The sequence below is a fragment of the Miniphocaeibacter sp. genome, assembly GCF_049276255.1.
Classification (GTDB): Bacteria; Bacillota; Clostridia; order Tissierellales; family Peptoniphilaceae; genus Miniphocaeibacter.
Map to the genome: position 1 here is coordinate 25,001 of NZ_JBASWB010000079.1, position 14,730 is coordinate 39,730.

The 14,730-nt window shown below is 28.9% G+C and carries 15 protein-coding genes; all 15 read left to right on the forward strand.

The window, feature by feature from the left end; genetic code table 11:
• The first annotated feature begins 1 nt into the window (after nt 1).
• The 15 genes from WAO56_RS10690 to pdxA all read left to right on the forward strand — a co-directional run bounded on the left by WAO56_RS10690 (nt 2) and on the right by pdxA (nt 14,729).
• Nucleotides 2-811: an endonuclease/exonuclease/phosphatase family protein gene (locus WAO56_RS10690; protein WP_422142913.1), complete on the forward strand. Its 810-nt coding sequence runs from the start codon at nt 2-4 to the stop codon at nt 809-811.
• Between the two features lie 152 nt (nt 812-963).
• Complete coding sequence (locus WAO56_RS10695; RefSeq protein ID WP_422142914.1) at nt 964-1,584, forward strand: TetR/AcrR family transcriptional regulator; 621 nt, start codon at nt 964-966, stop codon at nt 1,582-1,584.
• Nucleotide 1,585: 1 nt separating this feature from the next.
• On the forward strand, nt 1,586-1,990 hold the full coding sequence (locus WAO56_RS10700; RefSeq protein WP_422142915.1) for an FMN-binding protein: 405 nt from the start codon (nt 1,586-1,588) through the stop codon (nt 1,988-1,990).
• Nucleotides 1,987-2,463: a flavodoxin domain-containing protein gene (locus WAO56_RS10705; protein WP_422142916.1), complete on the forward strand. Its 477-nt coding sequence runs from the start codon at nt 1,987-1,989 to the stop codon at nt 2,461-2,463. The genes WAO56_RS10700 and WAO56_RS10705 overlap by 4 nt, the downstream gene beginning before the upstream one ends.
• A gap of 191 nt (nt 2,464-2,654) precedes the next feature.
• Nucleotides 2,655-3,311 carry a response regulator transcription factor gene (locus tag WAO56_RS10710; protein WP_422142917.1) on the forward strand — a complete coding sequence of 219 codons (657 nt, stop codon included), beginning with the start codon at nt 2,655-2,657 and terminating at the stop codon, nt 3,309-3,311.
• Nucleotides 3,301-4,125 (forward strand): sensor histidine kinase, encoded by an 825-nt coding sequence (locus tag WAO56_RS10715; RefSeq protein WP_422142918.1) that lies wholly within the window; start codon nt 3,301-3,303, stop codon nt 4,123-4,125. The genes WAO56_RS10710 and WAO56_RS10715 overlap by 11 nt, the downstream gene beginning before the upstream one ends.
• Nucleotides 4,126-4,211: 86 nt before the next feature.
• Nucleotides 4,212-4,895, forward strand: a complete 684-nt coding sequence (locus tag WAO56_RS10720) for an ABC transporter ATP-binding protein (protein ID WP_422142919.1) — start codon at nt 4,212-4,214, stop codon at nt 4,893-4,895.
• Nucleotides 4,892-6,880 carry an ABC transporter permease gene (locus tag WAO56_RS10725; RefSeq protein ID WP_422142920.1) on the forward strand — a complete coding sequence of 663 codons (1,989 nt, stop codon included), beginning with the start codon at nt 4,892-4,894 and terminating at the stop codon, nt 6,878-6,880. The genes WAO56_RS10720 and WAO56_RS10725 overlap by 4 nt, the downstream gene beginning before the upstream one ends.
• A 484-nt stretch (nt 6,881-7,364) precedes the next feature.
• Entirely contained in the window at nt 7,365-8,396 is a 1,032-nt protein-coding gene (locus tag WAO56_RS10730; RefSeq protein ID WP_422142921.1) for a siderophore ABC transporter substrate-binding protein, read from the forward strand.
• 1 nt (nt 8,397) lies between these two features.
• Nucleotides 8,398-9,417, forward strand: a complete 1,020-nt coding sequence (locus WAO56_RS10735) for an ABC transporter permease (protein ID WP_422142922.1) — start codon at nt 8,398-8,400, stop codon at nt 9,415-9,417.
• Entirely contained in the window at nt 9,414-10,478 is a 1,065-nt protein-coding gene (locus WAO56_RS10740) for an iron chelate uptake ABC transporter family permease subunit (RefSeq protein ID WP_422142923.1), read from the forward strand. The genes WAO56_RS10735 and WAO56_RS10740 overlap by 4 nt, the downstream gene beginning before the upstream one ends.
• Nucleotides 10,475-11,227 (forward strand): ABC transporter ATP-binding protein, encoded by a 753-nt coding sequence (locus tag WAO56_RS10745; protein ID WP_422142924.1) that lies wholly within the window; start codon nt 10,475-10,477, stop codon nt 11,225-11,227. Before WAO56_RS10740 ends, WAO56_RS10745 begins: the two co-directional genes overlap by 4 nt.
• A 426-nt stretch (nt 11,228-11,653) precedes the next feature.
• Nucleotides 11,654-12,421, forward strand: coding sequence for a DeoR/GlpR family DNA-binding transcription regulator (locus tag WAO56_RS10750; RefSeq protein WP_422142925.1), 768 nt, complete (start codon nt 11,654-11,656; stop codon nt 12,419-12,421).
• Nucleotides 12,422-12,431: 10 nt separating this feature from the next.
• Nucleotides 12,432-13,727 (forward strand): four-carbon acid sugar kinase family protein, encoded by a 1,296-nt coding sequence (locus WAO56_RS10755; protein WP_422146363.1) that lies wholly within the window; start codon nt 12,432-12,434, stop codon nt 13,725-13,727.
• A 12-nt stretch (nt 13,728-13,739) separates the two neighbouring features.
• Nucleotides 13,740-14,729: a 4-hydroxythreonine-4-phosphate dehydrogenase PdxA gene (gene pdxA, locus WAO56_RS10760; RefSeq protein ID WP_422142927.1), complete on the forward strand. Its 990-nt coding sequence runs from the start codon at nt 13,740-13,742 to the stop codon at nt 14,727-14,729.
• Nucleotide 14,730 lies beyond the last annotated feature (1 nt).

A 14,730-nucleotide genomic window follows, 5' to 3' on the forward strand; every position in this document is an offset into this window, starting at 1 on the left:
TATGAAAATTTTAACATTAAATACCCATAGTTGGTTAGAAAAAAATCAAAAAGAAAAATTTAATATATTTGTAGATAATATTCTTGAAGAAAAATATGATATTATTTTTCTTCAAGAGGTTAATCAAAGTATTTCTGCAAATAAAATAGAAAGAAAAGATAAAAAAATAGTTGAATTAGCTAGACTTAAAGAAAATAATTTCGGTTTACTATTAAAAGATGAATTGAAAAGTAAAGGCTTAAATTATTACTATACTTGGGATAGTACCCATATTGGATATGATATTTATGATGAAGGTATTGCAATATTATCTTTAAATCCTATTTTGGAAGTAAAAAGTAAAATCATTTCAAGTTCAGTAGAATATAAAAGTATAGAAACCAGAAAAGCAACTGGAATAAAAATTCAATATAAGAATAAGGATATTTGGGCATTTACTTTACATTTTTCTTGGTGGAAAGATGGTAACTTTCAATATGAATGGAAAAAATTAAGAGAAATTATAAATGAAATAAAGGCAGATTTATTTATATTAGCAGGTGATTTTAATAATGATGCTAATATTAGAAATGAAGGCTACGATTTAGTATTAAAAAGTGGTTTCTATGACTCTTTTAATTTAGCTAAGGAAAAAATTGGAGAATATACAGTTGAATCTGAAATTGCTGGTTGGAAAGGCGATTCAAGTAATAAAAGAATAGATTTTGTATTTTTATCAGAAGAAGTAGGTGTAAAAAAATATGAAGTCGTTTTTAAAGATGAATTGCAAATATCCGATCATTTAGGGGTAAAAGTTGAACTAGAAATTTAAATATTATTGTAAAATTAAAAAAACTAGCCAAAGTTTTAAGACTAAGGCTAGTTTTTTTATGTTTTAATTTGGTAATTAAGTTGACAAAAGATAATAAATGGAATATATTAACAGTGTTAAGTAAAATAACGGTGTTAAGTTGAGGTGGTTAAGTGGTTAGTAAAAAACGTAGGGAAAATGAAAAAGAAAAAATGCGTAAGCTTATACTAAATGCTAGTGTAAAAATAATCCTAGAAGATGGTTACGATAAACTATCCATGAGAAAAATAGCTGATAAAATAGAATATTCTGCAACGACAATTTATTTATACTATAAGGATAAGAATGAAATAGTTGAAGATATTTCAATAGGGATTTATGAAAAAATAGTTAAGAATATAAAAAATGTCCTGGAGAATAATAAAAATCTATCAATAGAAAAACAAATAGAACTTTCCTTTAAAGAGTTTATTTATAGCATTACAGATAATCCGGAAATGGGAAGGGCAGTTATTAGAAGTGGAACTAGTGCAATGTTAGGGCCAAGAAATGAAAGGGAAGATCAAGAAATAACCGGAATTGATATGCTTGGAAATTTATTGGTAAAAGGTCAAGAAGAAAAAGTCTTTTCAAAAATTGAAGAATTTATGCCACTTATGATTATTTCATCCTTAATAGGATTTTCTATGAATGCCATAGAAAATCGACTATATGAAGATGATAATTGGGATAATTTAGTAGATAAATATTCAAGATTATTACTTGATGGACTATTATACAGGGAAAGAGATTAGAGTGAAAAGAAAATTAAAATTTATAATATTTTCTATTGCCTTAATAGTTTGTATTTGTGGGATTTTAATTTTTAAATTAGGGAAATCATCATTACCTATTATTTATCCTATAGAAGATATAGAAATTAAGTCTGTAGAAGATGGAGAGTACATTGGATATGTAAACAATAGTCTTATTAAGGTAAAATTAGCTGTTAGTGTTTTAAACGGAGAAATAAGGGAAATAGAAATTCTTCAACACGATAATGGTTTAGGAAAAAAAGCGGAGTCTATAATAGCTGATATAATTAAAAATCAATCATTAAAGGTAGATGCTGTTTCTTCTGCTACCTATAGTAGCAATAGTATTTTAAAGGCAATAGAAAATGCTTTAATAAATTCCTCTAGGGAGGTTGAAAAAAAATGAATGTTTTAATAGTATATTCAAGTAAATACGGGTGTACGGAAAAATGTGTAAAATATTTAGAGAATAGGATAGATTATAATGTTGAAATTATAAATCTTAAGAAAGATAAATTAGTGGATTTAGGTACTTACGATACAGTTATAATTGGAAGTCCAATATATATGGGAAAGGCTTTAAAAGAAGTTAGAAACTTTTGTAAAAAATATTTAAAATTATTGTTAAAAAAGAAAGTTATACTATTTTTATGTTGTACAACACCTAATAAATTAGATGAGTTTTTAGTTGGAAACTTTTCTAATGAATTACTATCTCATGTTAGGGATAGAATTAATTTTGGTGGTGAAATTCAATTAGAGGGTATGGGATTTATAGATAAACAAATAGTGAAAATGGCGGAAAAACTGGAAGCTAGAGAAATTGGAATGCAGGATAAAAATATTGAAAAAACAGCAGAGTTAATTAATAATATATAGTTTTATAAAAAAATTAAAGTGGCTTACATATTAGAATTATAAGAAAATAGTCTTAAAAAAATTAATGTCATGAATAATTTATTCATGGCATTTCATATTTTAATAAAATAATATTGGTAATAATGTATAATGAGATTAATTTGGTAAATTTGTCTTAAAAAATAATAAGAATATAGAGAGGAAGAATTTTTTTGGAAAAGATTTTGTTAGTTGAAGATGATAGTTTGATAGCTTCTGGATTGGTATATGCTTTTGAACAAGAAGGCTATAGGATTCTACACTGTAAATCCGTAAAAGAAGCTAGAGACACAATAGAAAAGGATAAATTTGACTTGGCAATACTAGATATGCAATTACCTGATGGAAGTGGTTTTGATGTAAGAGAGAATTTGGAAAATACTGCCATAATTTTTTTAACAGTAGTTGATGATGAAGGAAATATTGTTCGTGCTTTTGAAAGTGGTGCCGATGATTATGTAACTAAGCCATTTCGTTTAAGGGAATTACTAGCTAGGGTAAAACGAACTTTAAGTATACACAAGGGTTATAAAAAACAATCTCCTTATTTATATATAGATAATGTAACAATTGATACATCTGCTGGGAAAGTTTTCAAAGGTGAAAAATTAATAGAGCTTACAGCATTAGAGTATAGATTATTATTAGTTTTTGCATTAAATAAGGGACAAATGCTTACGCGTAATCAAATAATAGAAAATATTTGGGATTCAACAGGTAATTTTGTAGAGGACAATACTTTAACAGTATATATAAAACGTCTACGAGAAAAACTTGGAGATGATATAAGAATTGAAACAGTAAGGGGGATTGGCTATCGTGTGGATTAGCAAGAAAGAAATTCTAAACCTATCTAAGAATATAAGAAGGATTATAGACGGAAATATGATTGATATTCGCGATAATAAAGAAGGGCCTTTTGGAATTCTTAAAAATGATATTTATACTCTTGCTACTTTAAAAAATGAGGAAGTGAACTCTTTTCATAACGAGAGAGATTTAATGTCAGAAACTTTAGCAAATATTTCCCATCAGTTAAAAACACCTCTTACTTCTATGATGGTTATGGCAGATTTACTTGAAAATGCACCAAAGGATAAACAGTTGGAGTTTATATCAAATATAAAAATAGGACTTGCTCAAATGGAGTGGCTTGTTTCTGTACTTCTAAAAATGGCCAAGCTGGATGCGGGAGCTGTTGAGTTTTCAAGAGAAAAAATAAAGGGAAGGAAATTAATTGGATTATCTTTAGAGCCTCTTGAAATTTTACTGGATTTGAAAAATCAAAATGTTGAAATTTTAGGGGATATCACTTTAACTTGTGATAGGAAATGGACTGCTGAGGCTTTAACTAATATTATTAAAAATGCTTCTGAATATTCTCCTGCTGGAAAAAATATTGTAATAGAGTTTGGAGAAAATCCCATAGCTACTTGGATTTCTGTTAGTGATAGTGGAAATGGGATAACAAACCTTGAAATAGCAAATTTATTTAAACGATTTGAAGGAACAGTAAGTGAAAAAAGTTACGGAATTGGACTACCCCTTGCCCTTGCTATTATAAGAGGACAAAATGGCGATATAGATGTTGATGGTGGAGGAAAAGGTAAGGGGGCTACATTTACCTTAAAATTCTTTAAGTGACTAAATTGTCATTTTCAAATAAAAGGAGTCACTTTATAGTCATTTAGGCTTGTTAAAATAGCTTTAGAAATAAAAGGAGGAAGAAAATGACAATATTACAAGTCGAAGGACTAACTAAAATATACGGAAAAGGTGACAATATTGTTACTGCATTGGATAATGTTAGTTTTAATGTAAGAAAAGGAGAATTTGTAGCTATAATAGGAGCTTCGGGTTCAGGAAAATCAACATTAATGCATTTAATTGGAGGGGTGGACCGTCCAACATCGGGAAAAGTACTTGTTGATGGTAATGATATATATAAATCTACAGAAAGTGAACTGGCAATATTTCGTAGGAGAAATATAGGGATAATTTACCAGTTTTATAATTTAATTCCTACATTAACAGCTGAAGAAAATATTATGTTACCAAGACTTCTCGATAATAGAAAACCTGATGAAGCTAAATTAAAATCGGTTTTAGAAACCATAGGTTTAACAAACCGTTCCAAGCATTTACCAGGTGAATTGTCAGGAGGTCAACAACAAAGAGCTTCTATTGGAAGAGCGCTTATTAACGACCCCGCAGTAATTTTAGCAGATGAGCCGACAGGAAATCTTGACAGTAAATCAAGTCGTGAAATTGTAGAACTTTTAAAATTCGCCAATAATAGGTATAATCAAACCTTACTCTTAATTACCCATGATGAAAAAATTGCCTTACAAGCCGATAGGATAATTACAATAGAGGACGGTAAAATCCTTAGGGACGAGGTGATTAAACAGTGAAAATAACAGCAAAACTAGCCTACAGTCAGTTAAAGGTAAATCGTTTAAGAACTTTTTGGACAATGGTGGGAGTTATTCTTTCAACTGCTTTAATTACAGCAGTTTGTAGTTTTGGAGCCAGTGGTTATGCTTTAATTAAGGACTTTTTAGATGCAAACAAGGCTACAAATAATTTTAAAATTATGGCTACTGTAGCTATACCGGTTGGAATTTTAAGTATAATAATTGTGGCCATGTCCGTAGCTGTAATCTCCAATGCCTTTAGAGTAAGTGCAGGAGAGAGAACCACTCAATTTGGAATATTAAAAAGTGTTGGAGCAACAAAAAAACAAATTGTTTCTACAGTTATGTCTGAGAGTATCTTTATATCCTTGGTTTCAATTCCATTAGGAATATTATTTGGATTATTTTTAGCCTTTCTTGGAGTTCAAGTAGCAAACCATTTTCTAGGTGAATTAAATAGTTTGGCACATATTATGATGCATAAGCTTATTATAGTTTTTGATTTTATAATATCATGGCAGGCTTTAGTCATTGCTACAGTGATTTCCTTTTCTACCATACTACTATCAGCTTGGCTGCCAGCACGGAAAGCTGCAAAATCCTATGCTATAGACAGTATAAGGGGAAAAGGAGAGGTTAAACTTGAAAGGAAGATGGTGAAAACCAATCCTCTTATTGGAAAAATATTTGGATTTGAAGGAGTTCTTGCGGCTAAGAATATGAAGCGAAGTAAAAGAAATCTTCGCTCTACAGTAATTTCTTTAACAGTTGGAGTTATTTTATTTATTAACCTTGGTTTTTTAAGTAATCAAGTTAATAGCTTAATGAAAATGATGTCATTGGATAATGATGCTGCAGTTATAGTTGATTATACATCTATGGTAGATAACTATATTAGTGAAAAAACCGGAGAAGAAGGTGCTAATATAGTAGAACCGATTAATAGTGAGCTAGGAGATGAAATTACAGAAAAACTAAGAGAATATAATAATACGAGAATATTTGCTTATGGAGGTGATATGGAAACCTATAATGCCCTTGTTCCAAAGGGAAATTTAAGGCCTATTATAAAAGAAGTATTAAAAGAATCTGAAATTACAGATAATGAATTATCAGCGGAACTTATAACAGTAGATAAGGAAAATTATGAGAAATTATGTGAAAAAGCTGGAGTTTCCATTGGTTCAAATATACTTTTAAACTATTATGACTATAATGATAATGGAAAGCAGGCTTCCATTAAGCCTTTTGAAATTAAAGATAAGAATTTTAAGCTTATAGAAGGAAATGGCTCAATAAAAGAAATTAAAGTCCACGGTGAGTTAAATAGAGAGGAAATACCAAGGGAGTTATTTGTACCAAATACAAATATAGTGCGATTAGTAGTACCACAAGGAGAAATGAGAGGGTATAATTGGTTTTCTACTCCGAAGGATATTGATGGATTTATAGATTATGCCAATGGAGTTATGAATGAAGTCTTTCCTGAAACCTATGTTTATGAATATGGAGAATTAGGATATAGAACCAGTGTTTATAAAACTGATGATTTTATGAAAGTAATGAATATACCTATTGTTCTAGCAACAGTTTTTTTATATAGTTTTATAGCCTTACTGGCCTTAATAGGACTTACTAATATAATTAGCACAATGGCTACTAATGTAAGGGTACGTTCTAAGGAGTTTGCTGTTCTACAAAGTGTAGGTATGACTCCAGAAGGATTAAAACGGATGTTAAATTTAGAAAGTATTATGTACTCCTATAAATCCTTAGCTATTGGACTACCTGTAGGAATATTATTCACCTATTTAATTAGTAAATCCATTAGAACTGCATTTCCAATTCCCTACAAACTACCTTGGTTAATGATACTTATAAGTATAGTTGTAGTATTTGCAATAACTTGGATTACAATGCAGTATTCCCTGTCGAAAATTAAAAATAAAAATATTATAGAAACAATACGTCTAGAAAAATAATAGATTTAACCATAGTCTTAAAGTGATATTTAAGTCTGTGGTTTTTTATTGGGTAAAATATTTCAAATTATATTTTATAGTCTACATAATAAACCGAGTTAAAAAAATATTTTAAGATTAATACCGGATTTTAATTCATATATTATAACTTTTTATAAAAAATCATAATAATATAAAATATATAAAATATCAGAAAAAATAATAAGAAAACTATATAAGATATAAATTATTGACTATTATTTGAAAATGTTTATCAATTTAGTTGAAAAATATTAAATTGGAATATATAATTATAAGCATTGTTGATATTAGTTATCAATAATATTTTAAATTTGATTATTTTATTTCTGTTTTAAAACAGAATAAGGAGGAGGATTAATTAAATATAGGTTATTTTTATATTATTTAATTGTTATAGAAATTAAATAGTTGAATTTACATTTAAAGTATAATTATTTATTAATAAATATTAAGGAGAATATATATGGGAAATAAAAAAATTTTTAAATTATCTGTTTTAATGATAGCTTTAATGGTTATTGTCACAGGATGTGGTTCATCAAATGAAAATGCAGGAAAAGTTGAAACTGCTGAAAATACTACTGAAGTAGTTGAAAATAAAAATACTTCGACAGTTGAAATAGAAGATATTCACGGTACTGTAGAGGTGCCTGTAAATCCAAAAAATGTTGTTTCTTTAGATAATAGAACTTTTGAAACATTAGCAAATTGGAATATTGAATTAGCTGCAGCGCCAAAAGAAGTTATGCCAAAGGAATTATCATATGTTAACGATGAGAAGGTACAAAATATTGGAGACCACAGGGAACCGAATCTTGAAATTATTGCAGCTGTTAATCCTGAACTAGTAATTGTAGGACAAAGATTTAGCAGTTTTTATGAAGAAATAAAAGCCTTAGTTCCAGACGCTGTTGTTATTGATCTTGGCTTTGATGTTTCCGGTGAAAATGGAGCAGCAGGAGAAAGTTTAGTAAATGGACTTGAGAATGCTACGAAATCATTAGGAAAAATATTTGAAAAAAATGAAGAGGCGGAAAAATTAGTAGCCGATTTTGATAAAGCTATAGAAGATGCTAAAAATGCATATAATGGAACAGATACAATTATGAGTGTTGTAGTTTCAGGTGGGGAAATTGGTTTTTCAGCTCCAACATCAGGACGTGTTTGGGGACCTATGTATGAAATTTTTGGATGGAAATCTGCTTTAGAAATTGATGGTTCTAGTTCCGATCATAAAGGAGATGATATTTCTGTTGAGGCTATAGCAGAAAGTAATCCTGATTGGATTTTTGTTCTTGACCGTGATGCAGCAACTTCTTCATCAGAAGATTCAGTTCCTGCTCAAGATGTAATAGATAATTCACCAGCTCTTAAAAATACTAAAGCTGTTTCTGAAGGTAAAATATTATATGCACCACAAGATACTTATACAAATGAATCAATACAAACTTATATAGAATTATTTGAAAATATGTCAAATTCTTTAAAGAAGTAATATGAAGGAGTATGGAAGAAGAATGAAAATGACAACTGGGGCTGAGAGAACTCAGCCTCTAAATAATAATAAAAACAAATTATGGACAAAATCTTTTATATTGGCCATAATTCTTGTTTTTATATTAGGAATAATATCTTTGTTTACAGGTGTCTATGATTTACAAGGACAGGAAGATGGAATGGATATGTTTTTTATAACAAGAGTTCCCAGAACAGCTGCATTGATGTTAACAGGTGCGGCAATGTCTATTTCCGGTCTTGTCACCCAACTTATTACACAGAATAGACTTGTAGAACCTACTACAACAGGAACAATAGAATGGGCAGGTTTAGGCCTAATCTTCGTATATTTGATTTTTCCTGCACCATCTTTAGTGTTAAGAATGACAGGTGCAATTATTTTTTCTTTTATAGGAACTATGATTTTCTTTTTATTTTTAAGAAAGGTTAAGCTTCGTTCATCTTTAATTGTACCTATTATAGGTATGATGTTAGGAGCTGTAATTTCTGCAATCTCTACTTTTATAGGTTTGGTTTTTCAAATGACACAAAATATTGAAACCTGGTTTGTTGGATCCTTTGCTCCTGTACAAATCGGAAGATATGAATATTTGTGGTTTATTGTTATTGCTACGATTTTAATTTTCTTTTATGCAGATAGATTGACCTTGGCAGGTCTAGGTGAGGATATAGCAACTAGTCTTGGGGCTAATTATAATAAGATTGTTATTCTTGGCACTGGCATAATTTCTTTAATTGTGGGTATTGTTGCGGCAGTAATAGGGAACTTACCGTTTTTAGGATTAATTGTTCCTAATATTGTTTCTATGTATAGAGGGGATGACCTTAGAAGTAATTTACCGTGGGTTTGTGTATTAGGTATGGGAATTATTACACTTTGTGATATTATTTCAAGAACGATTATTATGCCATTTGAAGTTCCTGTATCCCTAATGCTTGGTACTTTAGGAGCTATTGTTTTCATTATTATGTTACTACAACAACGGAGGGCAAAATGAGCGAAACAACATATAAAAAAGGAAAAAGTGTAAAATTGAATTTAAATTCTCATAATGAAAATAGATCGGCTAAGGCCTTTCGCTCTAAAAAAGATGAAAGAAGATATTGGTTTTTGTTAATAACATTATTAATATTGGGAGTGGTATTTTCCTATGGACTTTTAGTCTATAACAATCCGGTTCCTGTAAATTCACCATCATTTATACCGGTAGTTAAAAGAAGGGTAGTAGCTTTAGTTGCAATGCTTATTGCTGCTATAAGCCAAAGTCTTTCTACTGTTGCTTTTCAATCCAGTACAAATAATAAGATTATTACCCCATCTTTGTTGGGGTTTGAAGCATTATATTCAACAATACACACAGCAACTATGTTTTTTGGTGGTTTAACTATTTTTATTAACTCAAAGGGTATAGGATTTTTCTTATTTCAAATAGTTGTTATGGTTATTATGTGCTTAATTCTTTATGGCTGGTTACTTTCCGGAAAATATGGAAATTTACAACTTATGCTTTTAATAGGAGTTATTATTGGGACAGGATTAAAATCTGTTTCATCTTTTATGCGTAGGCTTCTTGCTCCATCGGAATTTGATGTTTTACAGGCAAGGTTATTTGGTTCTGTTAACAATGCAGATCCAAAGTATTTTCCAATAGCAATTCCAATAGTTTTAATTGTTGCAGTTCTTTTATTTGCCTACTCAAAAAAATTAAATGTTCTGTCCCTTGGTAAAAATGCTAGCACTACTTTAGGAGTAAATCATAAATCCGGAGTTATTTATACACTTGTTTTAGTTTCAATATTAATGTCAATTTCAACAGCGTTAGTAGGACCTCTTACCTTCTATGGCTTTTTAGTTGCAACAATGACCTATCAAGTGGCACCGACATATGATCATAGGTATATTTTTCCAATGGCTCTTGTTATAGGATTTTTAATTATTACAGGTGCATACTTTTTTATGTACCATGTATTTAATGCACAAGGAGTAGTTTCTATTATTATAGAAATGTTTGGTGGAATTACTTTTTTAATTGTAATGCTAAGAAAGGGAACTTTATGATAAAAATTAATAATGCAAAAAAGAACTATAGTAGTGAAGTTAATATAGGTCCATTAAATATTAAAATACCAAAAGCTGGTATTACTTCTTTAATCGGACCAAACGGTGCAGGAAAGTCTACAACACTTTTAATGATTGGAAGATTGTTAAATATAGATGAAGGTCAAATAGAAGTGGCGAATATGGATGTTTCTAAGGTTAAATCAGAGGATTTGGCAAAAGTTTTAACTATTTTGCGTCAAGAGAATCATTTTGTTACAAGACTCACTGTTAGACAACTAGTTGGATTTGGACGTTTTCCCTATTCAAAGGGAAGATTAACAGAAGAAGATGAAGCTATTATTTCTAAATATATAGATTTTTTACACTTAACGGAGTTAGAAAATAGGTATTTAGATGAGCTTTCAGGAGGTCAAAGACAAAGAGCTTATGTAGCTATGGTTTTATGTCAAGAAACTGAATATGTTCTTTTAGATGAACCTTTAAATAATCTTGATGTAGCTCGTTCTGTTCAAATGATGGAACATTTAAGATACGCAGCTAATGAATTTGGAAGAACAATATTAACGGTTATGCATGATATAAATTTTGCTACAAAGTATTCCGATAGAATTTGTGCAATGAAAAATGGTAAAATAGTAGCTTTTGGTACAATAGACGAGGTTATGAAACCGGAACTTCTAACAGAAGTATTTGAAACAAAAATAGAAATAATAGAAGGTCCCTATGGACCAATTGCAATATACTAATTGTAGATTATTTCTGTTTAAAATATATAGTTTTAATTAATATATGAAAAGTTGAGAGAGTGTTCTTTCAACTTTTTTTGTTCTTTAATTAATATTTTATTTAGAAATATACTATTATTACAAAATATTTAAAAAAGAAATATTATTAATATAATTTAATAAAACTGTATAAAGGTTTTTGTTAAAATGTTTTAAATTTAATTTTAAAAGTAAATTATTATAAAAAAATATAATTCGAACAAAAAAACAAACAATTAATGTTTAGTAAACTTTTTAAAAAAATAATTTTAAATAACACATAAGATATTATGAATAATTATTCGTTATACTATATAACAAATGTGTATTATTGGCTAAAAAATGAATAAAAGACCATTGACATTTATAAAAATTATTTATACAATTTGTTACAAAGGTGATCATCTTATGAAAACAAACAAAAGAATTAATGAGGTTAAAAAATATTTAGACAGTAATGGTTTTACAACTGTTACTAAATTAGCAGAAGTTTTTTCAGTTAGCGCTATGACTATAAGGAGAGATTTAAACTCCTTAGAAGAATTGAATTTAGTAAAAAGAGAAAAGGGAGGGGCTTATCCTAGAAACCCTGCTTATATTGAAACTAAATATGAGAGAAAGAAAATTGAAAATGTAAGGGCAAAAAGAAGAATAGCTATTGAAGGAAATAAACTTATTGAAGATGGGGATATAGTTTTTTTAGATGCTGGAACAACAACATTTATGTTAATGGAAAGTATTTTAGAAAAAGAATATAAAAACTTAACTGTCGTAACAAATGATATAAGTATCGCATTTTATATGATGAATAGAGAAGATATAAATATGATTTTTATTGGGGGAAACGTTTCTAAGGCAACCTATAGCACTCAAGGCTATATTGCAAAAAATAATATAGAAATGTTGCATTTTGATAAATGTTTTTTAGGAATTTCATATATAGACAGTAACTATAGATTATATACTCCAACTATGGGGAAGGTTGAATATAAAAAAATTGTTTTACAAAATTCTAATGAAAAAATTCTTCTTGCAGATAGTTCTAAATTTAATAAAAATAGTCTATATTTCATAGCTGATATGAAAGAATTTAATGTATTAATAACTGAAAAAAATATAAATTATGAAAATAATAAATATTTTTTAGAAAATAGAATTAAGGTAATAATAGCATAAAGGAGTTACTATGCCCGAATACGTAATGATAGCAGATGATTTAACAGGGGCTAATGCAAATTGTTCACTTATGAAAAAAATAGGCATTAGTAGTGCAAGCGTTTTATCGGTAGATAATTATAAAGAAAATGAAAATATTCAAGCTATAGCAATTTCTACTGATTCAAGAGCTATGTTTAAAAAAGAAGCATACGATATTGTAAAAAAAGCCATGTCTAAGTTTAAAAATAATGATGTAGTTTTTTTTAGTAAAAGAATAGATTCAACTTTAAGAGGAAATATCGGAATAGAAACTATAGCTATGTTAGATTCTTTAGATGATGAATATATGGCAGTATGTGTTCCTATATATCCATCAACAGATAGAGTTGTTTTAAATGGTACTATGGTGGTAAACGGGTCTTTATTAATAAATACCGATGCCGGCAAGGACACTAAGACGCCTGTTGATTCATCTAATGTAGAAACACTTTTTAAGAAACAATTTAATCGTAAAATAGACAGCATTTATTTAGAAGATATTGAAAAGGGCTCTGATTATTTAGAAAAGATTATTTTAGAAAAATATAACAATAATACAAAATTATTATTGTTTGATGGATTTACAGACAAACATTTAGAAATAATTGCTAAGGCAGTTATTAATAGTAAAATAAAATTTATTTCCGTTGATCCAGGACCATTTACTTGTAAATTAGCAGAGATATATTTAGAAAAAGAAGAAATATTCAGTAAGGTTTTAATGGTTGTAGGCTCAGTAACAGATATTACTATAGAACAAATAAAAGAATTAATATTTAGTTATCCAATTAATATTTTAAAAATAGACCCTTTAAAATTAGTTGGAATTGACACTTATAAATCTGAAATAAATAGGGCTGTAAAAGAAGGGGAAAAATTTTTACAAGAAGAGGATTTTTTACTTATTACAACTACACCCTATCAGCCAAGTGATAAAAGATTGGATTTAACTGAAATTTCAAAAGAAACCAATATGCCTATAGATGATATTTCAATTATGATTTCTCATGGTTTAGGTGAAATAGCTGCAAAATTATTAGTAAAAGATTTTTCTTTTGCAGGTGTATTTTCAAGTGGTGGAGATGTAACAGTTGAATTAATAAAGGAACTTAATTCAAATATGGTTGAAATAAGGGAAGAAATTATTCCATTAGCTGCTTATGGTAGATTAATTGGTGGGGAAATTCCCAATTTAAGAATTATAAGCAAAGGTGGAATGGTTGGAGATAAAAATGCAATGAAATTATGTTTAGAAAAATTAAAAAATACTTTAGGAGAAGAATAAGGAGGAGTAAATATGAAACCAATTATAGGAATACCTTTAGGAGATCCAGCTGGAATAGGACCTGAAATAACAATAAAAACATTTAATGATGATGAAACAATTAATAATTGTAATTTAATTCTAGTAGGTGATAAATATGTAGTAGAAAAAGCAATAGAAGTAACTGGAATTAATATGAATATTAATATAATAGAGAAAGTTTCTGAAGCGAAGTTTGAAAAGGGTACTATTGATTTAATAGATTTAGGCTTAATTAAAGAAGATTTTGAATTTGGGAAAGTAAATGCTACTTGTGGTAATGCATCTTATCAATATATTAAAGTAGTTGGAGAATTAGCAATGGCAAAAGAGGTTGATGCAATAGCTACAACTCCTATTAATAAAGAATCCTTAAGAGCTGCCAACATACCATATATAGGTCATACAGAAATGTTAGAAGATATTTCAGGAGTTCATGATCCATTAACTATGTTTGAAGTTGAAAATTTAAGAGTGTTCTTTTTGTCAAGACATCTTTCTTTAAGAGATGCAATAGATGTTGTTAAATATGATAGAGTACTGGAATATATTAGAAGATGCACAGAGGCTTTAAACAAACTTGGTGTTAAAGGAAAAATGGCAGTAGCAGGATTAAACCCTCACTCTGGAGAACATGGACTTTTTGGAATGGAGGAAGTTGAAGAAATAACACCGGCAATAGAACAGGCACAAAAGGAAGGTTATGATGTTGTAGGACCGATAGGAGCTGATTCTGTATTTCATCAAGCGTTACAAGGTCAATATGCATGTGTTTTAAGTCTTTATCATGATCAAGGACATATTGCTACAAAAACATATAATTTTGAAAAAACAATTTCTATTACTAATTCTATGCCTTTTTTAAGAACTAGTGTAGATCATGGAACAGCGTATGATATAGCAGGGAAAAACATAGCTTCAGCTGTAAGTATGATAGAAGCGGTAAAACTTGCTGCAAAATATGCTCCTTATTTTAATAGCTAGG

Coding starts and splice junctions, on each gene's coding strand:
- WAO56_RS10745 (WP_422142924.1), top strand. CDS start 10,475: ATGATAAAAATTAATAATGCAAAAAAGAACTATAGTAGTGAAGTTAAT.
- WAO56_RS10750 (WP_422142925.1), top strand. CDS start 11,654: ATGAAAACAAACAAAAGAATTAATGAGGTTAAAAAATATTTAGACAGT.
- pdxA (WP_422142927.1), top strand. CDS start 13,740: ATGAAACCAATTATAGGAATACCTTTAGGAGATCCAGCTGGAATAGGA.
- WAO56_RS10755 (WP_422146363.1), top strand. CDS start 12,432: ATGCCCGAATACGTAATGATAGCAGATGATTTAACAGGGGCTAATGCA.
- WAO56_RS10730 (WP_422142921.1), top strand. CDS start 7,365: ATGGGAAATAAAAAAATTTTTAAATTATCTGTTTTAATGATAGCTTTA.
- WAO56_RS10740 (WP_422142923.1), top strand. CDS start 9,414: ATGAGCGAAACAACATATAAAAAAGGAAAAAGTGTAAAATTGAATTTA.
- WAO56_RS10690 (WP_422142913.1), top strand. CDS start 2: ATGAAAATTTTAACATTAAATACCCATAGTTGGTTAGAAAAAAATCAA.
- WAO56_RS10735 (WP_422142922.1), top strand. CDS start 8,398: ATGAAGGAGTATGGAAGAAGAATGAAAATGACAACTGGGGCTGAGAGA.
- WAO56_RS10705 (WP_422142916.1), top strand. CDS start 1,987: ATGAATGTTTTAATAGTATATTCAAGTAAATACGGGTGTACGGAAAAA.
- WAO56_RS10720 (WP_422142919.1), top strand. CDS start 4,212: ATGACAATATTACAAGTCGAAGGACTAACTAAAATATACGGAAAAGGT.